The following is a 23,749-nucleotide window of genomic DNA, read 5'->3' on the forward strand; positions in this document are numbered from 1 at the left end:
CCGACATCTTTGGTCCGTCACTCCTGTACAGAGCACCGCCGGGTCGGAAAGGTTGATGCCCTCAAGACCCGGATCGCACGAACGAGTGATGCATTCCAGAGTCGGGACGGGTGCTCCCCGCGCCTCCGGAATGCCGCGGGTATCACCGGCGCAACGCCGCTGTGAGCATCGGGAGAGCGTGGCGCGGTTCCTGTACCCGTAGGTGCCGGTGCGCCCTCCTGGGCAAAGGTGCGTGGCCACGGGTGCGCCCGGAGTCGTGAGGCGTCCTGAACCGAGCGTGAGCGACAGGCCCGGCGCTGTGGCGAGCGCCCCGCCGTGCAGGGCGAGTCTTCGGCGTGAGGGACGCAAGGAGTACCTCCAGGGGATCGGGGCGTGCCGTTCCGCTGTCGCGACGATTCCTTCCGCCCGCGCGAGGCGTTCCGTGCATCCCTTCGGGGCGAAAAGGCTGTCGGAGACGGCCCCCAAGAGGGCTGTCGGAGACGGTTTCCCTGAAGTTGCCGGCGGTAATAGCGCAGGGGCAATACCGCTGCCCGGGAGTGCAGAGAGAGCCGGGAGAGCCGGGAGAGCCGGGAGTGGGCTTGGCGGGGCCTTCCCTCCCCACCCCGCACGTCAACTCCCCACCGCACAGTCATGGAACCCCGCGTCCCCACCCCCTACGCTCGCCGACATGACCGCTGAAGCCCTTCGTGGCCCCCGAGACCCGTTCGTCGACCAGGCCGCCGGTGCGGCCGTGAAGGCTGCCGACCGGGCCCACGTCTTCCACTCCTGGTCCGCGCAGGGGCTGCTCGATCCGCTCGCCGTGGCGGGGGCGGAGGGGTCGTACTTCTGGGATTACGACGGGAAGCGCTACCTCGACTTCGCGAGCAGTCTCGTCTTCACCAACATCGGCTACCAGCACCCGGTCGTCGTGGCCGCGATCCAGGAGCAGGCGGGCAAGCTCGCCGCCTTCGCGCCCGCGTTCGCGATCGAGGCCCGGTCCGAGGCGGCGCGGCTGATCGCCTCCCGCACGCCGGGAGACCTGGACAAGATCTTCTTCACCAACGGCGGGGCCGAGGCGGTGGAGAACGCCGTGCGGCTGGCACGGGTGCACACCGGCCGTACGAAGGTGCTGTCGGCGTACCGCTCGTACCACGGGTCCACCTCGACCGCGATCAACCTCACGGGTGACCCGAGGCGTTGGGCGTCCGACACCGGGTCCGCGGGGGTGGTGCGGTTCTGGGCGCCGTTCCTGTACCGCTCGCCGTTCTACGCGACGACCGAGGCGGAGGAGTGCGCCCGCGCCCTCCAGCACCTGGAGGACACCATCGCGTTCGAGGGGCCCGGCACGATCGCGGCGATCGTGCTGGAGACCATTCCCGGTACGGCGGGCATCATGACTCCGCCGCCCGGCTACCTCCCGGGCGTGCGCGAGATCTGCGACCGGTACGGCATCGTCTTCGTGCTGGACGAGGTGATGGCCGGCTTCGGGCGTACCGGCGAGTGGTTCGCGGCCGACCACGAAGGGGTGGTGCCGGACCTGATGACCTTCGCGAAGGGGGTCAACTCCGGTTACGTCCCGCTCGGCGGCGTCGCGATCAACGCCGAGATCGCGGCCACCTTCGAGACCCGCCCCTACCCCGGCGGTCTCACCTACTCCGGGCACCCGCTGGCCTGCGCCGCCGCCGTCGCCACGATCCGGGTGATGGAGGAGGAGAAGGTCGTCGAGCGGGCCGCCCGCCTCGGCGAGAAGGTCCTCGGGCCGGGGCTGCGCGAACTGGCCGCCCGCCATCCCTCGGTCGGCGAGGTGCGGGGCGTCGGCGCGTTCTGGGCGCTGGAGCTGGTACGGAACCGGGAGACGCGCGAGCCGCTCGTCCCGTACAACGCGACCGGGGAGGCCGCGGCGCCGATGGCCGCTTTCGGGGCGGCGGCGAAGAAGCGGGGGCTGTGGCCCTTCATCAACATGAACCGCACCCATGTCGTGCCGCCGTGCACCATCAGCGACGCCGAGGCGTTGGAGGGCCTCGCGGCGCTTGACGAAGCCCTGACGGTCGCAGACGGCTACACGGTCTGAAGCGAATCTCCACAGTCTGTAGAAAAGCCCGCTATCGACCCCTTGTGCCGGAAAATTTCCCGTCAAAGGTGACGCTTCCTCATATCTGTCCCTTCGTCGGCTTCCTGTCCCGCCCTGCCCGGATCCGGGCAGGGCGGGCCTGCCTTAAGGTGTCCCGAACAGAAAAATGGGGAGGGAACGGGATGAGCCCGCACGGAGGTGTGACCCGCAACACGCTGCGCCGCCAGATCTCCGGTGCGCTGCGTGACGAAGTGCTCGCGGGGCGTCTGCCGTCGGGCAAGGAGTTCACGGTCAAGCAGATCGCCGAGCAGTACGGGGTCTCCGCGACCCCGGTCCGCGAGGCCCTCTTCGACCTTGCCTCGCAGGGTCTCCTCGTCTCCGACGAACATCGCGGGTTCCAGGTCCGCGCGTTCTCCGCCGAGGACTACCGCTCCATCGTGCAGGCGCGTGCCGTCATCGTGGAGGGCGTGTTCAGTGGCTGCCACCCGATCGCGGTCCGGGGCGAGGCGATGGTGTCCGTACGCCGCCGCGCCTCCGAGGCCGCTCGTGCCGCGAAGGGCGGCGACCTCGACGTACTGATCGGGTACGACCTGCGGTTCTGGCGCGAGCTGAGCGCCTTCCTCGGCAACCCGAACATCAGCGACTTCCTCGCGACCCTCCGGGTCCAGGGCTGGGTCTTCCTGGTGCACCGGCTCCGTACGAGCGCCGAGCGGAACCGGTTGCTCTGGCTCGACCACGAGGCGCTCGCCGACGCGGTCACCTCCGGGGACCGGGCGGGGGTGCTGGCGATGCTGCGCGGGTACTACGCCCGGGAGCAGGAATGGGCGGAGCGGCTACTGGCCGTGGAGCGGCTCGCGGCGGACGGCCGCTGAGGCGACCCGCACGCCCCGTGACGGCCCCGACAGGGACCCGTACGCTCGTGACCCGGCAGGACCCGTACGCCGCGTGACCCGGCAGGACCCGTACGCCCCGATGCGGTGCCCCGGTGCAGCGCTCCGGCGCAGCGACCCGTGTGACCTGGTGCGCCCCCTGCGCCCCCTGCGCCCCCTGCGCCCCGTGGGGCGTCGTGCCCCCGTCGTGTCCGGATTCGTCCTGGTCCCGTGACCGCCGAGACCCTGTGCGTGGCCCACCTGCCGCATTACGCTGTCCCGACGAGCGCCCAACCCGTGTGAGAGCGAGACTTCGTGGCCTGTGACCTGTGGCTCGTCCCCCTCGTCGATGTGCTGTGCCACAGCCCCGACAACCCGTTCGCCGAAGAGATCGCCGTCTACGACAACGCGCTGGGGGAGGCCGGTCTGCCGCCCGTCCCCGTGTACGCGTACATGCCGGGCCTCACCGGGGACGTGGCCCCGGTCGCGGGGTTCGACTACGAGGCGCTGCACTATCTGCGCCGGGCCTACCTGCTCCAGCTCAGCGGGCTGGCGGTCACTCCTGTCGACGGTCTCGGCGGGGACTACGAACAGCTCCTGGAGATGTTCGAGCAGAGCGCGCAACAGTCGCACCTGGTCTGGCACTTCGACCACGCGGGGGCGTACGTCCCGGTGGACTTCCCCGTTCCCCTCTCCAACGACGAGCTGCTGGAGGGCGGGGGCCCGCTCGGGTCCTCGCACGGTCTGCTGCGCGAACTGGAGTTCGTCGCCCCGGCGCTCGGCATCGACCCGGCGAACCCGCCGGCCGCGCCCGCGCCGCCCACCCGGCCCACCGAGCTGGAGGAGCCGGCCGACCCGATCGCGTACGATGCGAGCCCGTTCGCCCGGGAGCGGCACGTCTGGCTGGGCCTGCACGCGGCCGCGACCCGGAGCCTCGCGCAGGGCTCGATGATCATCTTCAGCTGACGGCACGCCCTCGCTCGAAGCGGAAGCCCCGGACGCACCTCGCCGAGGCACCGCACCGGGCCACCACGACCGGTCACCACACCGGCCACCGCACCCGCCACCTCACCTGGGCGGCTCCGGCGGCCGTTGCCGGGGCATGTTGGGCCGGGTCACCGCGGGCATCGAGAAGCGGCCCGGTGGCCCGGTCTGCTCGCCCCGGCCGATGCCGGCGCCCGTCACCAGGGACTGCATCCCCATGGGGGCGGGCCCGGCGCGGAACTCCACCATCCAGTCCGCCGTCTCGGACCGTACGAGCTCCGTGATGTCCTCGGAGAAGCGCCGCAGCACCCCGAGGCAGCGTTCGGCCGCCTCGCTCGCGGTGCCCTCGGTCGGGCCGAGCACTTCGCGTACGGACTCCGAGGCCCAGTCGAACTGGAGCACCTGGAGCCGGCGCTGCACGGCCTGCGCGGTGGCCAGATCCCTTATCCAGCCGGAGGTCAGGCCGAAGTACCGGTCGCAGGCCATGCAGGCCGCCCCGAGCAGCAGCGAGAAGTAGCCGTACCCCGCCGAGCCCTCCAGCGCGCCCGTCAGATCGAGCAGCGGCAGGGTCGCGCCCGCGACGACCCCGACCGAGGTGCCGACGCGCAGGCCGCGTGCGCCACGCCGCTTCCAGGTGCGGTCCCTCAGGTACCAGGCCGCCGTCTCCAGCGCGCCCGTCTCGACCCACCGGTACAGCTCGTCCAGGCGTTCGGCCGGCTCGCCCCAGTCGCCGAGCGGGAACGGGCGCGCGGCGAGATCCCGCCCCGGTCCCGCCGGGCCGCCCGGTTCCGGGGCGGAATGCGTGACTCCGGTGCTGTCACCGGATGACCCCGCAGCGGATTCCTTGCGGGGCGGCCCCTCGGGCGGCATCTCCGGCTGGCTCACCGGGGCACTCCTCTGCACTCTGCGTGGAACTACGGAGGGTCTGTCTCGGGTATCTCCACTGACTTTCACCGACTCCGCCGTCTGGCTCGCTGCGCCGGCTCCGCCCACGGGCTGCGCTGACTCTGCGTTCCCGGCGGTGCGATCGTGTGTGGCGGTACGCATGCCCTTCCTACCGCCGAATGGTGGGCCGTGGGAGCGAAATCGCGGTATTACAGCGTGCTGTCGGCCTCTGGTCAGGTATAGGGCGTTTTCCTGGGGTTGAGAATCTCACTCGAAAGAGTTGCTTCCGATGGGTGGAGCGGGGCACCCGGCAAGCACGTAGGCTCGTTTTAGCCAAACATCCGCCCTCGAAAAGCCCAGGAGTGACCATGATTCCCGGTGGTGGTCAGCCCAATATGCAGCAGCTGCTGCAGCAGGCCCAGAAGATGCAGCAGGATCTCGCGGCGGCTCAGGAGGAGCTGGCGCGGACCGAGGTGGAGGGTCAGGCGGGCGGCGGTCTGGTCAAGGCCACCGTGAACGGCTCCGGCGAACTGCGCGCCCTCGTGATCGACCCCAAGGCGGTGGACCCCGAGGACACCGAGACCCTGGCCGATCTCGTCGTCGCGGCAGTCCAGGCGGCCAACGAGAACGCCTCCGAGCTCCAGCAGCAGAAGCTGGGCCCGCTGGCGCAGGGCCTGGGTGGCATGCCCGGACTCCCGTTCTGAGCCGTCCCACCCGCTGAGCCGTCCCGGCCGACGCGCGAGCCGCGCCCACGCACGGGCCGTCCGACGCGCGAGCCGAGCCGACGTACGAGCCGTCCCGGCCGCCGAGCCGGCCGACTCCCCTATTGGTACCCACGCGTACCCACTACGGTACGAGCAGGAATTGAAGGAAAGGCGTTCCGTTGTACGAAGGCGTTGTTCAGGACCTCATCGACGAACTGGGCAGGCTCCCGGGCGTCGGTCCCAAGAGCGCGCAGCGGATCGCCTTCCACGTGCTGCAGGCGGAGCCGACCGACGTGCGGCGCCTCGCCCATGCCCTCCTCGAGGTCAAGGACAAGGTCCGTTTCTGTTCGGTCTGCGGAAACGTCGCGCAGCAGGAGCAGTGCAACATCTGCCGCGACACCCGCCGGGACCTGACGGTCATCTGCGTGGTCGAGGAGCCGAAGGACGTCGTCGCGATCGAGCGGACCCGTGAGTTCCGGGGCCGGTACCACGTGCTCGGCGGCGCGATCAGCCCCATCGAGGGCGTCGGGCCCGACGATCTGCGCATCCGCGAGCTGCTGACCCGGCTCGCCGACGGCTCCGTCACGGAGCTCATCCTGGCGACCGACCCGAACCTGGAGGGCGAGGCCACCGCGACGTACCTGGCGCGGATGATCAAGCCCATGGGGCTCCGTGTCACCCGCCTCGCCAGTGGGCTGCCCGTGGGCGGCGACCTGGAGTACGCGGACGAAGTGACCCTGGGCCGCGCGTTCGAGGGGAGACGGCTTCTCGATGTCTGACGCGGGTACGTTGCAGAGGTTCCAGCCACCGTTCGTGCAGGTGCCCACCGGAGGTTCCCTCGATGTCTGACGCCACGCTGAACTCCGTCACGCAGGACCCGGACGACTTCGCCGTCCAGATCGCGGACCAGATCAAGACGTTCATCGTCGCGGTCACCGAGGTGTCCAAGGTCGACGAGCCGGAGGAGGCCGTTCCGGTCCTGCTCCTCCAGGTCTCCCAGCTGCTGCTCGCGGGCGGCCGGCTCGGCGCGTACGAGGACATCCTCCCGGACGAGCGGTACGAGCCCGACCTCGGCGCCGAGCCGGACGCGGACGGGCTGCGGGAGCGGTTCGCGGCCCTGCTGGAGCCCATCGACGTCTACTCCGAGGTCTTCGACCCGTACGAGCCCCGCAAGGCGCCCGTGCCGCACCGGATCTCCGACGACCTGGCCGACCTCGTCACCGACCTCGGCCACGGTCTCGCCCACTACGAGGCGGACCGCACGGCCGAGGCGCTGTGGTGGTGGCAGTTCTCGTACTTCTCCAACTGGGGCTCGACGGCCTCCGCGACCCTGCGGGCCCTCCAGTCGCTGATCGCGCACATCCGCCTCAACCAGCCGCTGGCGGAGCTGGACGGGCTCGACATCGACCAGGACCCGGGCGACGACGACCTCGCCGAGGCCGCGGGTCTGGTCATGGTCCAGGAGATCGCGGGGCCGCTGGGGCTGCGCCCGGTGAAGTAGCGGCCGGACGCCACGGACCGTACGGCTCCGAGGGGGCGGGTCAGACCGCCGACCAGCCGTTGTCCACGGCGAGGATCACACCGTTGATGTTGCTCGCCGCGTCCGAGGCGAGGAAGACGATCGCCGCGGCCTGCTCCTCGGCGGAGGCGGGCGTGCCGACGTTCCCCATGTAGGAGCCGAGGACGGCCGGGCCGAGCGCGTCGCGGTCGGCGTTCACCTGGATGTTGGTGAGGGTGCCGCCGGGGGCGATGGCGTTGGTGCGGACGCCCTGGGCGCGGTACATGACGGCGGTCGACTTGGTGAGGCCCGCGATGCCGTGCTTCGACGCGGTGTACGCGGCGCCCGCCGCCGAGCCGCGCAGGCTCGCCTCCGAGGCGGTGTTCACGATCGCGCCCTTTCCGGCCGCCAGCATGTGCGGGAGCGCGGCCCGCGTCAGCAGGAACGGCGCGGTGAGGTTGACGCGTATGACCCGCTCCCACTCGGAGTCCGTGACGTCCGCCGCCGCCGACATGGAGTCCATGATTCCGGCGTTGTTGACCAGCACGTCCAGCCCGCCGAGGGTCTCCACGGCGGTGCGCACGACCTCGTCCACCACAGTCTGCTCGCTCAGGTCGCCCACCACCGCGACAGCGGTGCCGCCGTCCGCCGCGATGTCGGCGACGGTCTGTCCGGCCCGTGCCTCGTCCAGGTCGGCGACGAGGACCTTCGCGCCCCGGGCGGCGAACTGGAGGGCGGTGGCCCGGCCGATGCCGGAGCCCGCGCCGGTGACGACGACGCTGCGGTCCTGGAATTCGGTGGTGGTCATGGTGGTGCTCCCTTGCCTTGATGTTCCGCCCCGGACTGTACGGTTTTTTGGCGCACGGTGCCAGAAAGTCGCTCCGCGCCATAGTGCGGAGATCGTTAGGGTGGGTCCATGGGAGACGCTCCGACCTCTGCCGCGCAGTCCGTCCGCGCCGGCCGCCCGCCGCTGACCGAGCGCCGCAAGGCGGCCACCCGGCTGGAGATCGCGGAGGTCGCGGTGCGGCTCTTCGCGGAGAAGGGCGTCGCCGCCACCTCCGCCGACGAGATCGCCGCCGAGGCGGGCGTCTCGACCCGCACGCTCTGGCGGTACTTCCCGACCAAGGAGGCGTGCGTACAGCCGCTGCTCGCGGTCGGCGTCGACTCGCTCGCCGATGCGCTCCGGAACGGCTCGGGCGACGAGTCGCTGATCGACGCGCTGGAGGCCATGCGACCCGACACCATGCGCCCCACGGCCGGTTCGGAGGACGTACTCAGCCTGGTCAGGCTCACCCGTACGGAACCGGGGCTCCGGGCCGTGTGGCTCCAGACCCATCTGGAGGCCGAGCCGGTCCTCGCGGAGGCCCTAGCCGAGCGCACCGGGGAGTCGCCGGACGCGCTGGCGCCCCGGGTCGCCGCCGCCATGATCAACGTCGCGTTGCGGGTCGCCGCCGAGGAGTACGCCTGGAAGCGGGAGCGGACGGACCGCACCCTGGACGAGGTCGCGCGCGATGCGCTGCGGATCGCGGCCGGGGCACTGCGGGAGGGCCCGGGGGCTGCCGAGAGGTGACAACTCCTGTACGGCGTGGGGCCGGGGGCGGCCGAGAGGTGACAACTCCCTTACGGCGTGGGGCCGGGGGCGGCCGGGTGGTGACAACTCCCGTACCGCATAAGGTCGGAGCGTGACAAGGACCACTCCGGCCAGGCCGGTGTCCGTGGAGGCGGTGTTCCCGGAACTGGCCGCATGGCGGGGCAGGACGACACGCCTGCACCCCAGGCCGGGTCGGCCCGGCATGCGGGAAAGCCATGTCGGCGGGCCGATGTTCTGGCCTGAGGGCGAGGCGTGGCCGGTCTGCGACGAGCCGCACCCGAGGGAGGCCGAGGGGTACGCGCCGGACGAGATCCGCAGCGCGCGGGCGGCGGGCGTCCACCCGCCCCGTCGGCCGTGGCTCAGCCCCACGACGCCGGGCCCGGCGCCCCTGGTGGGGCTCGCCCAGTTCTTCCGCCGCGACGTCCCGGGTCTGGCCGCAGGGCCCGGCGGGGCGGATCTGGTGCAGCTCTTCCGCTGCCCCTTCACCCACGGGCCGTACCTCGAAATCCTCTACCGGCTGCGGTGGCGGCGGGCGGAGGAGGCCGAACGCGTGGGCCGGTTCCTTGCCGCTCCGCCCGAAGTGCCCATGCTCCGCTGGGAACACGACCTCCCCGAGCCCTGCGTCCTGCACCCCGAGGAGGTGGACACCTATCCCTGGGCGGAGGACGACTCGCTGCCCGCCGCGCTGCTCGCGCGCATCGACGCCTGGGACGAGGCCCAGGAGCTGGAGCACGGCCCCGACGCCCTCAGCTACCAGTCCGACCTGTCGATCCCGCCCGGTTGGCGGGTCGGCGGCTTTCCCCGATGGGCATCGACGGGTCCCATGCACATCGAGTGCACGACCTGCGCGACCCCGATGTGCCTGCTGCTGACCGCCGAGGGATACGAGACGGACGGCCCCTCCGACAGCTGGCTGCCGTTGGAGGACCGGGCCCCGTCCCTGCGGGGCGGCGCGTCGGTCCGGGGCGGTGACGCCGTCCTCCGCCCCACCCGGCTTCGCTTCGGCCGCGACCGGGACTTGCATGTCTTCGCCTGCCCTGCGGATGCCGAGCACCCGCCCCGGTGGGTACTCGCCTGACGGGAAAACTGCCCCAAGGCTGCCTCCGTGGATCGCCACGGATCGCCACGGATCTCCGTGGATCTCCGTGGATCTCTGTGGAGCGCCTCTGCGGCGAGGACGAGACCGCGACGATCCTGGTCGACGGGGTCTGCGAGGAGTGCCGCACCGCCATCGACCAGGACGGGGCGAGCTGCGCCACCGGCGCCGTACCCGATACCTTCCTCGCCCGCCCCCGGCGGGAGCAGACGCGGCTGCCGGGTCGCCGGACTCCGCGCGGCGGCGGGCCGCCCGATGACGGGGCCGGTACCGCGCCGGTGCTGAGCGACGAGCGGGCACGGCCTCTCTGACCTCGGCACTTCATCCTGTGCAGGCTGCACGGAAGATCTGAGCGATTGCCGGGCGTCCACGCGTACACCGGGGCTCTGTCCAGGAGGGCGGCCCAGGACCTCGCCAACGGGTACGGCCCCTGCCTGATCTGCTCCCGATCCGGCCCTGGTCCACCGGAGGTCCGCCTCCTGGCCGCCGGCGGGCCGCAGGGTGGACCGCAGCGCGGACCGCCGGGCCCCGCCGGCGCCCGTCCCCGGTGGCGGAACGCGCCGGAACCGTGTGGGCTGGACCACAGAGACGCGTGGCAGCTCGTGGGGTGGGCATAGGCCCCGTACGAGCGGCCCGGGACGACACGCCGGACCAGGTGGTGGGCGGGACATCTCACCATCTGGTAAGGACGGGGAGATTCCGGGCCGCTCGTTAAACTGAGCCGACCGCAGTAACGGAATGAGCGAGGAGCGCACGTGGGCCTGGTCGTGCAGAAGTACGGAGGCTCATCCGTAGCCGATGCCGAGGGCATCAAGCGCGTCGCCAAGCGAGTCGTCGATGCCAAGAAGAACGGCAACCAGGTGGTTGTCGTGGTGTCCGCGATGGGCGACACGACGGACGAGCTGATCGATCTCGCCGAACAGGTGTCTCCGATGCCTGCCGGGCGTGAGTTCGACATGCTACTGACCGCCGGAGAGCGGATCTCCATGGCTCTGCTGGCCATGGCGATCAAAAACCTGGGCCACGAGGCCCAGTCGTTCACGGGCAGCCAGGCCGGTGTCATCACCGACTCCGTCCACAACAAGGCGCGCATCATCGATGTCACGCCCGGCCGCATCCGGACCTCGATCGACGAGGGCAACATCGCCATCGTCGCCGGGTTCCAGGGCGTGAGCCAGGAGGGCAAGAACATCACCACCCTCGGCCGCGGTGGGTCGGACACCACCGCCGTCGCCCTCGCCGCGGCGCTGGACGCCGAGGTCTGCGAGATCTACACCGACGTCGACGGCGTCTTCACCGCCGACCCCCGGGTCGTCAAGAAGGCCCAGAAGATCGAGTGGATCTCCTTCGAGGACATGCTGGAGCTGGCCGCGTCCGGCTCCAAGGTGCTGCTGCACCGCTGCGTCGAGTACGCACGCCGATACAACATCCCGATCCACGTCCGCTCGTCCTTCTCCGGACTGCGCGGCACCTGGGTCAGCAACGAGCCGCAAGGGGACCAGCAGGTGGAGCACGCGATCATCTCCGGAGTCGCCCATGACGTCTCCGAGGCCAAGATCACCGTCGTCGGAGTCCCCGACAAGCCGGGCGAGGCCGCCGCGATCTTCCGCACCATCGCCAACGCGGAAGTCAACATCGACATGGTGGTGCAGAACGTCTCCGCCGCCGCGACGGGGCTGACGGACATCTCCTTCACCCTTCCCAAGGCCGAGGGCCGCAAGGCCATCGACGCCCTGGAGCGGGCCAAGGGCACCATCGGCTTCGACTCGCTGCGCTACGACGACCAGATCGCCAAGATCTCGCTGGTCGGCGCGGGCATGAAGACCAACCCGGGCGTCACCGCCGGATTCTTCGAGGCGCTCTCCGACGCCGGTGTGAACATCGAGCTGATCTCGACCTCCGAGATCCGCATCTCGGTCGTCACCCGCGCCGACGACGTCAACGAGGCCGTCCGCGCCGTGCACACCGCCTTCGGTCTCGACAGCGACTCCGACGAGGCCGTCGTCTACGGAGGCACCGGCCGATGACCGCACGCCGCCCCTCGCTCGCGGTCGTCGGTGCGACCGGGGCGAGCGGCGGCGTCATGCTCCAGATCCTTTCGCAGCACGCGGACGTCTGGGGCGAGGTGAGACTCGTCGCCTCCCCGCGTTCGGCCGGCCGCAAGCTGGCCGTACGCGGCGAGGAGAAGGACGTCCTGCCGATCGGTGAGGACGTCTTCGACGGCGTCGACATCGCCGTCTTCCTGGTGCCCGACCGGGTCGCCGCACTCTGGGCGCCCGTCGCCGCCTCCCGGGGCGCCGTGGTCGTCGACGGCTCCGCCGCCTTCCGCCTCGACCCGGACGTGCCGCTGGTCGTCCCCGAGGTCAATCCGCACGCCGCTCGTACCCGCCCGCGCGGGATCGTGGCCTCGCCGGACTGCACCACGCTCTCCCTGATCGTCCCGGTCGGCGCGCTGCACGCCGAATTCGGCCTCCGCGAACTGACCGTCTCCACCTACCAGGCCGTGAGCGGCCAGGGCCGCGACGGCGTCGCCGCCCTGCGCGAGGAGCTCGGCCTGGTCGCAGGCAGCATCGCCGCCGGCACGGAGCTGGGCACCCGCCCCGGAGACGTACGCCGCGTCCTCGGCGACCGGCCCGCCGGCCCGTTCCCCGCCCCCGTCGCGCTGAACGTCGTGCCCTGGGCCGGCAGCGACGCGGGCGACGGCTGGTCCTCCGAGGAACTCTCCATCCGCGAGGAATGCCGCAAGATCCTCGGCCTGCCGGACCTGCGCACCGCCATCACCTGCGTGTACGTCCCCGTCGTGATCACGCACTCGATGTCCGTGCACGCCCGCTTCGAGAACGAGGTCACCGTCGCCCGGGCCCACGAGATCCTGGCCACCGCCCCCGGCGTCGTACTCGTCGACAGCCCCGCCGAGGGCGAGTTCCCGACCCCCGCGGACGTGGTGGGCACCGACCCCACCTGGGTCGGCCGGGTACGCCGCTCCCTGGACGACCCGCAAGCCCTGGAGATGTTCCTCTGCGGGGACAACCTGCGAAAAGGCGGGGCCCTGAATGTGGCGCAGATCGCCGAATCCCTCGCGGCCTCCGTGGGCGGGTCCTGAATCCGGCTCGGTTTCGCCACACGGTTTCGTCACACGGGCTGCCGCACGGTTTCTGCCGGGGCCTCGTTTCGGGCGGTCTTTCGAGGGTCTTCGGGGGGCGCCTTCGGGCCTTCTTCGGGGCCGCCTTCGAGGTCGAGGGCTGTCTTCCGGCTCTCCTGGTCCTCTTTCCGGCTTCCCTCCGTGCTCTCTTCGGCCTCTCTTCAGGGTCACCGAATTTCGTACGCAATCGAAATGTCTCATCGAAACAGTTTTGTGGGATCTGTGAAGGTCACATGTTCAATTCGGCTTCCTTAACCCCTTGAGCTGGGGCGTTGTCATATCCGACGATGACTCTGTGGTCCTGTGCAACCGTGAGTCGGCAGTTCGGCGTCTTCGCCGTCACTTCTTGCGCGACGGGCGCACCAATAGGGCAATTGGGGAAGAGCGGGTACGTATGAGGGCGAGTCGCACAGGGTTGAACGCGCTGCCGAACGCGTACAACCCTGACGGGGGGCAGTGTGTCCAACTTGCGTGGCAGAGGTTCTCGAAATCCCGGTGGTCGGCCCCTTGCGAGGGGTCTCCGTGCTCCCGCTCCGCAGGCCCCGTGCGGTCGGCGGCATGCCGGTGATCGCCCCGCTGAGCGCCGCGAGCACGACGAGCCCCGTGCGGCTCTCCTCGCAGCGCGAGGGTGCTGAGGAGGCGGTGGCGGCCGGAACGACGGTCGACCATCTGACCGAGACCTACCGCGCCCACTACCGTTCGCTGCTCGGCCTCGCCGCGCTCCTGCTGGACGACACCGCCTCCTGCGAGGACGTCGTGCAGGAGGCGTTCATCCGCGTGCACTCCGCCCGCAGCCGCGTGCGCGAACCCGAGAAGACGCTCGCCTACCTCCGGCAGACGGTCGTCAACCTCTCCCGCTCCGCCCTCCGCCGCCGCATCCTCGGGCTGAAGCTCCTCTCCAAGCCCATGCCGGACATGGCCAGCGCGGAGGAGGGGGCGTACGACCAGCTGGAGCGGGATGCCCTGATCAAGGCGATGAAGGGCCTCCAGCGGCGCCAGCGGGAAGTTCTCGTGCTGCGCTACTTCGCGGACATGACCGAAGCCCAGGTCGCCGACACCCTCGGTATCTCGCTCGGTTCGGTGAAGGCGTACGGTTCGCGCGGTATCGCCGCTCTGCGCCTGGTGATGGAGGCGCAGGCATGAGCGACGGCCCCCTCAGTCACCAGCCGGACCGGACGGGAAACGGAACTGTGAACCACGGGCCGAAGACGAGCCATGGGCCCAAGGCGAGCCGTGGGACGGAGCCTGGGCCCGGCTCCGAGAGTCAGGCGGAGGCGTCCGAGCCGACCGGCCGTACCCTCGGAGCCGACGAGGAGCATGGTCCTCCGGGGCGCACACCGTCCGGTCGGTACGACGAGACGCCCGGCCGTCCTGGCGGTGAAGCCTCCGACCGTCGCGAGAGGGCGGCCCGCGCGCTCGATGACCTGTCCCGCCCCCGCGAGGAGGCGGCCGGCTTCCGCGACGAGGCTTCCCGTACGGGCGCACCGACCCCACGGGCCCCGCTCTTCCTGGCACGCCCCGCGACCGCGGGCTCCGGCAGAAGCGCCGGTGGCAGGGGCGGCCCGGACACCGGGGACCCGAGCACCGGCGACGACGGCGACACGGCCGACGAGCAGCTGTTGAGGAACCTGCTGCGGGGAGCCGTCCGCGACCTCGAACCGGCCGGGAACGCGCTGGACCACCTGCACCGGGCCGTACCCGCCCGGCGGGCGCGCCGCCGCCAGGGGGTCGTCGGCGCGGCCGCCGCGGCCCTGCTGATCGGTACCGCCGTGCCCGCCTTCGTCCACGTGGCGAGCTCCGGGAACGCGGCCACCGCGTCGCCCGCCCTCGCCGGACAGAGCGAGAACTCCCAGAGCCAGCAGGGGGACGCGTCCGGGGCGGCGGTGGGGGCGAAGCCGAGCGACGGACAGCCCGCGCAGGGGACGAGCGGGCCGCACGAGGGAACGCCCGGCCCCGGCGACACCCCGTCCGCGAGCGAGGAACCGGGCGACCCCGACAGCGTCCGCTCCGGAGCCGTCAGCCAGGAGGAACTCGCCTCGATCGCCGCTCTGCCCGCCTGCGGGCCCGGCCAGCTCGGCATCGTCTCGGCGTCCACCGGAACGGCGGACTCGAACGGCACGGTCTACGGGACCTTCCGCATCGCCAACCGGTCCGCCGCGAACTGCTCGGTCAGCAGCGCGGGCACGGTGGGCTTCACCGCGTCCGGCGCCGCCGACGCGACGAAGATCCAGGTCGTGCGGCACGTGATGGGTGACCCCGCCGCCGGACTGCCCGACCCCGCCGTCGAGCCCGCGGCGGTGCTGCTGAGGCCCGAGATGTCGTACGAGGTGCAGTTCGCCTTCGTACCGGCCGACACCTGTCCCACCGCCACCGCCCCCACACCCATGCCGACAGAGACGATTCCGCCGGGCACGGGCGGTGCGGTGGAGGACCAGACGGCGAGCGTGGAGACGCAGTTCCTGCCGGCCGACACCGCCCCGGCCGAGGGATCCATCGCCGTGAGCCACACCCCGGAAGCGGGTGCGCCGACCGCCGAGACCACGATCAGCAACGCCTGCGCGGGCACGATCTACCGGACGGGCATCGTCGCGGAGCCGTAGGGCCTCTCGGTCGCATCAGGCCGGATCAGGGGAGCGGAGGGACAGCGGGGGTCATCCGCGGAGGGGCAGCGGGCGGTCATCCGCGGCGCGGCGGCGTTCCGGACGCGGTGCCGACGGGTTCACCCGGTTCAGGAGCGACCGGCGTTGACCGGGCGGCGTCGGCCGGGTCGGGAATCAGGCCCAGGGCGATGTCCCGGGCCGCTTCGGCCTCGCGCCGCAGCAGGCGGAACCACATGAAGAGCACGAACGCGGCGAAGACGAACCACTCCCCGGTGTAGCCGAGGTTCTGGAAGGCCTTCAGGTCGAGACCGCTGCCCTCGACCGCCGCCGCCGGAACCGCCTTCATGCCGTTGCCGGAGTCGTCCGCGCCGCCGATGCCGCTCGCGGGGAGCGTGACCCAGGCGTCGTACACGTCGTACGGCACGAGGTTCACCAGCGTCGCCGCGCTGATGATGCCGAGCTCCCCCTCGGGAAGGCCCCCCGCGTTGTTCACACCGGAGCTGGTGGCGCTCTCCGAGGCCTGGAGGTCGCCGGTCACCGTGATCTCACCGGTGGGCGCCGGGGGGACCGTGTTGTTCTCCCGCGCGCGCTCCGGCTCGCCCGGCATCCAGCCGCGTACGACGGGCAGCGCCTTGCCGCCGTCCGTACGCAGCAGGTCGAGGACGTAGAAGCCGTCACGGTCGTCCAGCTCGCGCCCCGGGACCAGGAACTGGTCCGCGAACGTCCCTGTCGCCGTGGCGGGACGGCCCGACGTGACCGTGTCCACGGGCAGCAGTGAGTCCAGCGGTTTCGCCCGGCGGGTGCCCGGGTCCGGCTGCTTCTCGGCCTGTTCGTGCGAGTGCACGCGGTCCTCGAAACGGCCGAGCTGCCAGGTGCCCATGAACACGCAGAACGGAATGGCCAGCACGACGAAGAGGTTGATCCCCCACCATCGCGGGGTCAGCAGGAACCGGTACACCCCTTTACCGTACGGTCCCCGCCCGGCCGACCGGGAGCGGGGGCGCCCATTTATCCGTCCCTTACGGGGGCGCCCCCATCCCGGTGCGGGTCTCCGGCTACTTCTCCGAGGCCGTCGTCGCGGTGGTCGGCGCGGCCGCTCCGGGTGCGGGCTCCGGCAGATGCCGCAGCGCGAAGTCCAGCTCCAGGGCCACCTGCTTGATCCGCTCCTCCACCACCAGCGAGCCGTGGCCCGCGTCGTAGCGGTAGACCTCGTGCACCGCGCCTCGTGCCTTCAGCCGGTCCACGTAGTTCTCCACCTGACGGATGGGGCAGCGTGGATCGTTGACGCCCGCCGAGATGTAGACCGGGGCGCGCACCGCGTCCACGTACGTCAGCGGCGACGACGCCTCGAATCGCTCGGGGACCTCCTCCGGAGTGCCGCCCAGCAGGGTCCGGTCCATCGCCTTCAGGGCCTCCATCTCGTCGTGGTACGCCGTGACGTAGTCCGCGACCGGGACGGCCGCCAGCCCCAGGGCCCAGGCGTCGGGCTGGGTGCCGAGACCGAGCAGGGTCAGATAGCCGCCCCAGGACCCACCGGCCAGGATCAGCCGGTCCGGATCGGCGAGACCCGACTCGACCGCCCACTCCCGGACCGCCGCGATGTCCTCCAGCTCGATCAGCCCGACCCGGTGCTTCAGCGCGTCGGTCCAGGCCCGGCCGTACCCCGTCGAACCCCGGTAGTTCACCCGCACGACCGCGAAACCGTGGTCCACCCAGGCCGCCGGGCCGGACGCGAACGCGTCGCTGTCGTGCCACGTCGGGCCGCCGTGGATCTCGAAGACCGTCGGGAACGGGCCCTCGCCCGAGGCCGGCGTCTGCACCAGCGCGTGCACCCGCCCGCCCGGCCCCTCCACCCACGCGTCCCGCACCGGCACCGAGACGGGGGCCTTCAGACCCGGCGGGTCCAGCACCACCGAACCCGTGGTCGAACGGACGACCGGTGGCTGGGCCGCCGAGGACCAGAGGTACTCCACCGTCCCGTCGGGCCGGGCCGTGGCACCCGATACCGAACCGGCGGGCGTCTCCACCCGCACCGGCGCCGGCCCGCCCGGCTCATGGCGCCACAGCTCACTGCGGGCCTCGAAGCCGTGCTCGACCAGGATCGCGGAGGCGTCCGGATACCACTCGGCACTCACGTCGCCGGGCAGATCGATCGCCAGCTCCGTCTCCGTGCCCGCGACCGGGTCCCAGATCATCGGCTCCCAGCGGCCCCGCCGCTGGTGCCCCACCAGCAGCCGGGTGTCACCGGCGACGGGAGCGAACCCCATCACCGCCAGGCCCAGCTCCTTCGTGCCGCCCTCGGTGTCGTCGAGCTCGGCCACCGTCGAGCCGTCCGGCCGCACCACCCGCAGCGCCGAATGCATCGCGTCGCCGTGCTCCGTGTGCTCCAGGGCGATCAGGCTGCCGTCGTACGACAGATCGCCTACCCCGGCCGACTCGCGGTGCCGGTAGATCTCCACGTCCCCCGCGCCACCCGGCCGCGCCAGATGGATCGTGGTCCCGTCCTCGTCGGTGGACCGCCCGACGACCGCGCTGCCGTCCCGCCCGATCGCGAGGCCCGCCGGATACGACGGCTCGAGACCCGGCGCCGCCGGAACGTCCTCGCCACCGCCGAACGGCTGCCGCATCCACACGCCGAACTCGTCCCCGTACGACGGTGCGGCCGGATCGTCGGAGCTGCGGCCGTCGTCGAACCACCAGATCCACTCGCCGTCGGGGGAGAGCACCGCGTCCGTGGTGCCGTCCGGCCGGTCCGTGACCATGCGCTGCTCGCCGGTCCTGCGGTCCCACGCGTAGATCTCGTACGTACCCGTCGCGTTGGACACGAACAGGCTGCGGTCCGGGGCGTCCTCCGCCCAGTCGGGCAGGGAGACGCGCGGGGCACGGAACCGCTTCTCCCAGTCGGGCATGGCTTCTGCGCTACTCATGCCCCCATCAAACCCGATGGGGAGGAACTGGTGCACGGCCCGCGAGCAGGTGAATCGTGACGGCGGGACCCGGGGGCGCCGGCCCGCGCGACCGACGAGTCGCCGGAGTGGATCCGGAGCGCTGGAGTGGATCCGGAGCGCCGGAGTGGATCCGGGGCCAGGGGCCGGTGCCGGACGCTTCGGCGGTGCCGCCCGCACGTCCTGCCGCGTAGCGGGCGCTGTTCACCGTCTCCGCAGGTCAGCGCGATTGTCAGTGGTGGGGTCCAGACTCCTTCCATGACTGCAGAGATGAGCGCGGGCACGGTCTCGACCGCTGTTCTGCGCAAGGCCGTGGAGACGTACTGGACCGCCGCCGACGCCCGTGACTGGGAGGCGTTCGCGGCCACGCTCGACGACGACGTGGTGTACGAAGTGCCGCAGACCCGCGAGATGGTCCGGGGCAAGGAGAGATGCGTCCGGTTCAACCGGGAGTACCCGGGCGACTGGCACGTGCGCATCGACCGGATCGTGGCCGACCTGCCCGAGCACCCGGTCGGAGCGAGCGAGGCCGGGCACGGTGGCCAGGCCGCCGCGCGCACGCTCTTCACCGTGGGAGAAGCGGAGTTGGACGGCATCCACTTCTTCTCGTTCGACACCAGGGGCCGCATCACCGCCGTCACCGACTTCTGGCCGGAGCCGTACAAGCCGCCGACCGGGCGCGAACACCTCGTCGAACGCTTCTGACGGTCCACGCTCCGGATGGTTCAAGGGGGCGTGGGCGGCCCGCGCGTCCGACGGCACAGGGCCCCTGCGCCGGCCTGCGGCGGAGGAGCCCTGTGCGTGTGGGGGGTGGGCTGTGCGGGCCGTCGGCGGTTCGGGCCTCCGGCGATCCGGCCGTTAGAGCGCCGACTTGAAGGCGGGAAGATAGCCGCCCGACTGGCCGGCGGCCTTCGGGTGGTAGGAGTTGTAGACCGGCAGCGTGACGCTGTTCAGCCAGGGGTCGCCCGAGCAGAGCTCGTGGCCGGTGAACTCGTCCACCACGCTGGAGTAGGTGAACCCGGCGTTGGCCGCACGCTTGGCGATGACGGAGTTCAGCACGTCCGCACCGTTGTTGATCGCCTTCCGCGCGTTCTCGCTGAGGCCGAGGATGCAGCTGCCGGAGATCTTGTAGAAGCGGGGGTAGCTCAGCACGACCACGTGCGCCGAAGGGGCCTTCGCGTGGATGGAGCCGTAGAGGGAGTCGAGGCTGCCCGGCAGGACGTTCTGCGCCTTGGTGACGGCCGCGTTCACGCTGCTGATGCAGGTGGCCTCGCTCGACAGGACGCAGGTCTGCATGACATCGGCGAAGCCGACGTCATTGCCGCCCACCGAGATGCTGACCAGCGCGGTCGACGAGCTGAGCGCGCTCAGCTGGCTGCCGGCGACGGTCGACGTCGTCGCGCCCGAACACGCGACGAAGGCGAAGGAGGAGGGGGAGTTGGCGGCGGCCCAGAGGTACGGATACGCCTTGGTCGAACGGTGGCAGTCGCCGCTGTCCGAGATGTAGCTGCCGGAGCCCACTCCGGAGGAGTAGGAGTCGCCGAGAGCGACGTAACCGCCCGTAGCGGCTGAGGCCGGCTGAGCCGCTCCCAGCGCGGCGACGGCCGCGATGGCCAGAGTGGAAAAGGATGCCCAGAATCTACGCACTGACATGGCCGGTGGCCCCTTCGGAAGGGTGGGGGGTGCGAGGGGAGTTCGTGGCGCAGACAGTTTTTAGCAGCTCGAAGTACCGACCGGTAATGGCTGTGCGAGAAGTCGTCTGATATGCCCGAATGATCGTTCGGTGGACGTAGCTCCGCGCGTAGATAAACCCTGAACACCCGGCGAATTCGGGGCACTTGGGGGCACAGTGCGGGCGTGCGCGCTGTCGGGCGAGGAGGCGCACGGCGGGGTTCCCTGACGCATTCGGACGCCTGTGGAGTACTGACGTACCGCCAAAAACCACTCGCACGGGTGGGTCGCGCCCTGCCTACGATGGCGCCCGCCGAGGACGCCCCGCCCCGGCCGTACCGCCCGGGTGGGCCACACCGTGGTCACGCTCCGTGGTGCGCCCGCGCGGGGGCCCCGCCGGCCCGGCCCGTACCGGACTGAAGAAGGAAGCAGCCAGCATGCCCCGACACCTGATCACCAGCGCCCTTCCGTACATCAACGGGATCAAGCACCTGGGCAACATGGCCGGGTCGATGCTTCCGGCCGACGTGTACGCCCGGTACCTCCGGCTGACCGGGCACGAGGTCCTCTTCATCTGTGCCACCGACGAGCACGGCACCCCCGCGGAACTGGCCGCCCACGCGGCCGGCCTCCCGGTCGCCGAGTTCTGCGCACGGGCGCACGCGGCCCAGAAGGCCGTGTACGACGGATACGCCCTCTCCTTCGACCACTTCGGCCGCAGTTCCTCGCCGCAGAACGCCGAGCTCACTCAGCACTTCGCGCGCCGGCTCAAGGAGAACGGCTTCATCGAGGAGCGCTCGGTCCGGCAGGTGTACTCACCCGCGGACGGGCGCTTCCTGCCGGACCGCTACGTGGAAGGCACCTGTCCGCACTGCGGGGACGAGCGGGCGCGCGGCGACCAGTGCGAGAACTGCACACGCGTCCTCGACCCCGCCGACCTGCTCCGTCCCCGCTCGGCCATCAGCGGCTCCACCGACCTGGAGGTGCGCGAGACCCGCCACCTCTTCCTCCTCCAGTCCCGGCTCCAGCAGGAGGTCGAGGCATGGATCGACGCCGTGGCCGGCTCCTGGCCGCACCTGTCGACCTCGATCGCGCGCAAGTGGCTGACCGAAGGACTCCACGACCGGGCCATCACCCGCGACCTGGACTGGGGCGTTCCGGTACCCGCCGACACCTGGCCCGAGTTGGCCGCCGAGGGCAAGGTCTTCTACGTCTGGTTCGACGCCCCGATCGCCTACATCGGCGCCACGAAGGAGTGGGCCGAGGACGCCCCGGTCGCCCCAGCCGCCCCGGGTGATCCGGTCGCCCGCCGCGACTGGCGAAGCTGGTGGTACGAGGCCGACGGCACCGTCCGCTACACCCAGTTCATGGGCAAGGACAACGTTCCCTTCCACACGGTGATGTTCCCCGCCACCGAACTCGGCGTGCGCGAACCGTGGAAGAAGGCCGACATCGTCAAGGGCTTCAACTGGCTTACCTACTACGGCGGGAAGTTCTCCACCTCCGCCAAGCGCGGCGTCTTCACCGCCGACGCCCTGGAGGTCCTCCCCGCCGACTACTGGCGCTACTACCTCGTCGCCCACGCCCCCGAGTCCGACGACTCCTCCTTCACCTGGGAGCACTTCGCCGCCTCGGTCAACAAGGACCTCGCGGACACCCTCGGCAACTTCGTCAACCGCACCCTCTCCCTCTCACGGAAGAAGTACGGCGACACGGTCCCGGCCGGACGCGCCGCCGGTGAGCCGGAGGCGCGGCTCGGCGCAGAGGCCGCGCGGCTGCTCGCCGAGTACGAGGAGCACCTGTCGGGCCTCCGCTTCCGCAAGGCGGTGGCCGCTCTGCGCTCCCTGTGGGCGCTGGGCAACGCCTACCTCGCCGAGAAGGAGCCCTGGCGGGAGGCGAAGACCGACCCGGAGGGCGCGGCCCTCACCCTGCGTACGGCCATGAACCTCGTCCGGCTGCACGCGATCGTCTCCGAACCCGTCGTGCCGGCCGCGGCCGGGGCCCTGCGCGCCGTATTCACCCCTGCGGAGGGTGGTGCGGAAGGCGGTCCCGTCCATGGCGGCCCGGGTGGGTGGGCCGACGCGACCTGGGTCACGGCGGACGAGGCCCGGACACTGGACCTCCTGCCGTCCGGCACCCCGTTCACCGTGCCGCCGCTGCTCTTCTCCAAGATCACGGACGAGGACCTGGAGTCGTACCGCACCCGCTTCGGCAGCTGACCCGGCCGGCCGTACGCACCCGCGTGTCCGCGTACACGGAGGGGCCGATCGCTGCGAGTCCCGGTGACCGGCTCGGTCCCGACGCCTGCCGGGGGGCTGCCGACGGAAAGGTGCTGCCGGGCGCAGGGGCTATGGGGAGTCCCTGTGCCCGGCACCCAGATCGTTCGCCAATCCCCGCACCCCGGACAAGCCCTGGAGCTTGGCGTGAACGCGCCAGGGCGTAAACGCGCCTCAGGAGTCGCCGTTCTCCACCCGCGGCACTTCCGACGCCGGCCCGGCCGACGGCTCTTGCCCGCCGGCCGTGCCGGGCACATCCTCCAGCCAGCCGTTCCGCGCGGCGTGCCAACCGAGCTGGAAGCGCGTGGAGGCCTTCACCTGCGCCATGAGCCTCTGGAGGCGGCGCTGCACGGTGCGATGGCCCATGCCGAGCTGGCGGGCGATGGCCGAGTCGGTGAGTCCGAGGTGCAGCAGGGCGAGGATCCTGCGGTCGGCGGGGTCGAGGAGGGTGCCGGACGCGTCCTCGGCGACCGCGGCCGTACCGGAGGGGCGCAGGAGCGTGCCCCGCTCGAACTGCGCCTCGAAGAGGGAGCTGAGGGCGACGAGCAGACCGGTTCGGTGGACCACGAGAGCCACCTGGTCGACGTCCTCGCGCCCCGGCTCGAGGGGGAGCAACGCGATCCGCCGGTCCACGATGACCAGCTTGATCGGCAGCTTGTCCACCACGGAGATCTGCTGGCCCTGGGCGATGTAGACCTCCAGCGCCGCCGAGATGCCGGGGCTCTCCAGCCAGTCGCGTTCGATGACGGACCGCAGCGCGATTCCGCGCCGCATCAGGACGGCCTCGGTCTCCGCGTGGTTGTCCTCGTGGGTGATCACGGAGTGCTCCGGCTGCCCGAGCGGCATCAGGTTGCACACCTCGGTGGTGGCCTGCTCCTGCATCAGCAGCAGCCTGCGGCGGATCGCCGCCGCTCCCGAAAGAACCTCGACCGGGGCCCCCGACGCGTGGGCCTGGGCGGAGCGGTGCCGCTCGGCGAGGGTGGCCAACAACGACTCGACCTGGTGCAGGGAGGACCGCCGGGACTCCAGCAGCGGCCCGAGGGCGAGTACGGGGGAGGCCGCCCGGTAGCGCGGTACGCCCCCGCCGGAGGAGGCGGAGCTCGCGAGGCCGCGTACCACCAGGGACTCCAGGGCGTCGCGGACGGCCGGGAGAGGGGCGGCCAGTTCCTTGGTCAGCGTCTCCGGCTCACTGTCGGGGCGGTCCACCAGGAGCCGGTAGAGGGCGTCCTCCAGCGGGTAGAGCCCGAGCAGGGTGAGCAGCGCGTTCTCGGTCGTCCCGGTCCCTCCCGCGTCCGGCTCGCCGGACGCGCCGCCCGACGGGCGGAACCCGGTGGCGTTCAGCGGGGACTCCGGCCGGGTACGGGCTCGAACATGGTCCCGCCCCCTTGCTGCCGCCCTTACAACTGTGCCAATCACGATATCTGTTGATCATCTTGCA

At 71.4% G+C, this 23,749-nt stretch carries 21 protein-coding genes; 15 read left to right on the top strand and 6 right to left on the bottom strand.

Features of this window, described 5'->3' with window-relative positions; translation table 11 throughout:
• The first annotated feature begins 667 nt into the window (after positions 1-667).
• The 3 genes from ACWCSV_RS24775 to ACWCSV_RS24785 all read left to right on the top strand — a co-directional run bounded on the left by ACWCSV_RS24775 (position 668) and on the right by ACWCSV_RS24785 (position 3,885).
• Complete coding sequence (locus tag ACWCSV_RS24775; RefSeq protein ID WP_451145664.1) at positions 668-2,050, top strand: aminotransferase class III-fold pyridoxal phosphate-dependent enzyme; 1,383 nt, start codon at positions 668-670, stop codon at positions 2,048-2,050.
• Positions 2,051-2,232: 182 nt separating this feature from the next.
• On the top strand, positions 2,233-2,922 hold the full coding sequence (locus tag ACWCSV_RS24780; RefSeq protein WP_451145666.1) for a GntR family transcriptional regulator: 690 nt from the start codon (positions 2,233-2,235) through the stop codon (positions 2,920-2,922).
• A gap of 312 nt (positions 2,923-3,234) precedes the next feature.
• Positions 3,235-3,885: a hypothetical protein gene (locus ACWCSV_RS24785; protein ID WP_451145668.1), complete on the top strand. Its 651-nt coding sequence runs from the start codon at positions 3,235-3,237 to the stop codon at positions 3,883-3,885.
• A 102-nt stretch (positions 3,886-3,987) separates the two neighbouring features.
• Here ACWCSV_RS24785 and ACWCSV_RS24790 read toward each other — a convergent pair whose 3' ends face one another.
• Positions 3,988-4,788: an SLATT domain-containing protein gene (locus tag ACWCSV_RS24790; protein WP_450769832.1), complete on the bottom strand. Its 801-nt coding sequence runs from the start codon at positions 4,786-4,788 to the stop codon at positions 3,988-3,990.
• 368 nt (positions 4,789-5,156) lie between these two features.
• On the opposite strand from ACWCSV_RS24790, the gene ACWCSV_RS24795 reads away from it, so the two are divergent.
• The 3 genes from ACWCSV_RS24795 (at position 5,157) to ACWCSV_RS24805 (ending at position 6,993) form a co-directional block, all read left to right on the top strand.
• A complete protein-coding gene (locus tag ACWCSV_RS24795) occupies positions 5,157-5,492 on the top strand; it encodes a YbaB/EbfC family nucleoid-associated protein (RefSeq protein ID WP_451145670.1) in 336 nt (111 codons plus the stop codon).
• 179 nt (positions 5,493-5,671) lie between these two features.
• Positions 5,672-6,271: a recombination mediator RecR gene (gene recR, locus ACWCSV_RS24800; RefSeq protein WP_327177030.1), complete on the top strand. Its 600-nt coding sequence runs from the start codon at positions 5,672-5,674 to the stop codon at positions 6,269-6,271.
• A 62-nt stretch (positions 6,272-6,333) separates the two neighbouring features.
• Positions 6,334-6,993 carry a DUF5063 domain-containing protein gene (locus ACWCSV_RS24805; protein WP_390958753.1) on the top strand — a complete coding sequence of 220 codons (660 nt, stop codon included), beginning with the start codon at positions 6,334-6,336 and terminating at the stop codon, positions 6,991-6,993.
• Positions 6,994-7,033: 40 nt separating this feature from the next.
• Here ACWCSV_RS24805 and ACWCSV_RS24810 read toward each other — a convergent pair whose 3' ends face one another.
• Complete coding sequence (locus ACWCSV_RS24810) at positions 7,034-7,798, bottom strand: SDR family NAD(P)-dependent oxidoreductase (protein ID WP_451145673.1); 765 nt, start codon at positions 7,796-7,798, stop codon at positions 7,034-7,036.
• A 108-nt stretch (positions 7,799-7,906) separates the two neighbouring features.
• Here ACWCSV_RS24810 and ACWCSV_RS24815 point away from each other — a divergent pair, with 108 nt between their 5' ends.
• The 7 genes from ACWCSV_RS24815 (at position 7,907) to ACWCSV_RS24845 (ending at position 15,419) form a co-directional block, all read left to right on the top strand.
• On the top strand, positions 7,907-8,560 hold the full coding sequence (locus ACWCSV_RS24815; protein WP_451145675.1) for a TetR/AcrR family transcriptional regulator: 654 nt from the start codon (positions 7,907-7,909) through the stop codon (positions 8,558-8,560).
• 112 nt (positions 8,561-8,672) lie between these two features.
• Positions 8,673-9,659 carry a hypothetical protein gene (locus ACWCSV_RS24820; protein WP_451145677.1) on the top strand — a complete coding sequence of 329 codons (987 nt, stop codon included), beginning with the start codon at positions 8,673-8,675 and terminating at the stop codon, positions 9,657-9,659.
• 77 nt (positions 9,660-9,736) lie between these two features.
• Positions 9,737-9,988 (top strand): hypothetical protein, encoded by a 252-nt coding sequence (locus tag ACWCSV_RS24825; protein WP_451145679.1) that lies wholly within the window; start codon positions 9,737-9,739, stop codon positions 9,986-9,988.
• Between the two features lie 444 nt (positions 9,989-10,432).
• On the top strand, positions 10,433-11,704 hold the full coding sequence (locus ACWCSV_RS24830; RefSeq protein WP_390958742.1) for an aspartate kinase: 1,272 nt from the start codon (positions 10,433-10,435) through the stop codon (positions 11,702-11,704).
• Positions 11,701-12,780 carry an aspartate-semialdehyde dehydrogenase gene (locus ACWCSV_RS24835; protein ID WP_451145681.1) on the top strand — a complete coding sequence of 360 codons (1,080 nt, stop codon included), beginning with the start codon at positions 11,701-11,703 and terminating at the stop codon, positions 12,778-12,780. Before ACWCSV_RS24830 ends, ACWCSV_RS24835 begins: the two co-directional genes overlap by 4 nt.
• Before the next feature lie 597 nt (positions 12,781-13,377).
• Positions 13,378-13,962 (top strand): SigE family RNA polymerase sigma factor, encoded by a 585-nt coding sequence (locus ACWCSV_RS24840; protein ID WP_451145731.1) that lies wholly within the window; start codon positions 13,378-13,380, stop codon positions 13,960-13,962.
• Entirely contained in the window at positions 13,959-15,419 is a 1,461-nt protein-coding gene (locus ACWCSV_RS24845; RefSeq protein WP_451145683.1) for a hypothetical protein, read from the top strand. The genes ACWCSV_RS24840 and ACWCSV_RS24845 overlap by 4 nt, the downstream gene beginning before the upstream one ends.
• Positions 15,420-15,495: 76 nt before the next feature.
• Here the strand turns inward: ACWCSV_RS24845 and ACWCSV_RS24850 are convergent, their stop codons facing one another.
• Together ACWCSV_RS24850 and ACWCSV_RS24855 are read right to left on the bottom strand one after the other, a co-directional pair.
• Positions 15,496-16,377: an SURF1 family protein gene (locus ACWCSV_RS24850; RefSeq protein WP_451145685.1), complete on the bottom strand. Its 882-nt coding sequence runs from the start codon at positions 16,375-16,377 to the stop codon at positions 15,496-15,498.
• A 97-nt stretch (positions 16,378-16,474) separates the two neighbouring features.
• Positions 16,475-18,346, bottom strand: a complete 1,872-nt coding sequence (locus ACWCSV_RS24855) for a S9 family peptidase (RefSeq protein WP_451145687.1) — start codon at positions 18,344-18,346, stop codon at positions 16,475-16,477.
• 276 nt (positions 18,347-18,622) lie between these two features.
• Between ACWCSV_RS24855 and ACWCSV_RS24860 the strand changes: the two genes are divergently transcribed.
• Positions 18,623-19,069 (top strand): nuclear transport factor 2 family protein, encoded by a 447-nt coding sequence (locus tag ACWCSV_RS24860; RefSeq protein ID WP_451145689.1) that lies wholly within the window; start codon positions 18,623-18,625, stop codon positions 19,067-19,069.
• Positions 19,070-19,222: 153 nt separating this feature from the next.
• Here the strand turns inward: ACWCSV_RS24860 and ACWCSV_RS24865 are convergent, their stop codons facing one another.
• Positions 19,223-20,017 (bottom strand): SGNH/GDSL hydrolase family protein, encoded by a 795-nt coding sequence (locus ACWCSV_RS24865; RefSeq protein WP_451145691.1) that lies wholly within the window; start codon positions 20,015-20,017, stop codon positions 19,223-19,225.
• A gap of 455 nt (positions 20,018-20,472) precedes the next feature.
• Between ACWCSV_RS24865 and metG the strand changes: the two genes are divergently transcribed.
• A complete protein-coding gene (gene metG, locus ACWCSV_RS24870) occupies positions 20,473-22,254 on the top strand; it encodes a methionine--tRNA ligase (protein ID WP_451145693.1) in 1,782 nt (593 codons plus the stop codon).
• Positions 22,255-22,485: 231 nt separating this feature from the next.
• Here the strand turns inward: metG and ACWCSV_RS24875 are convergent, their stop codons facing one another.
• Positions 22,486-23,727: a helix-turn-helix transcriptional regulator gene (locus tag ACWCSV_RS24875; RefSeq protein ID WP_451145695.1), complete on the bottom strand. Its 1,242-nt coding sequence runs from the start codon at positions 23,725-23,727 to the stop codon at positions 22,486-22,488.
• Positions 23,728-23,749 lie beyond the last annotated feature (22 nt).

This window comes from Streptomyces sp. NPDC001770, from assembly GCF_053596135.1.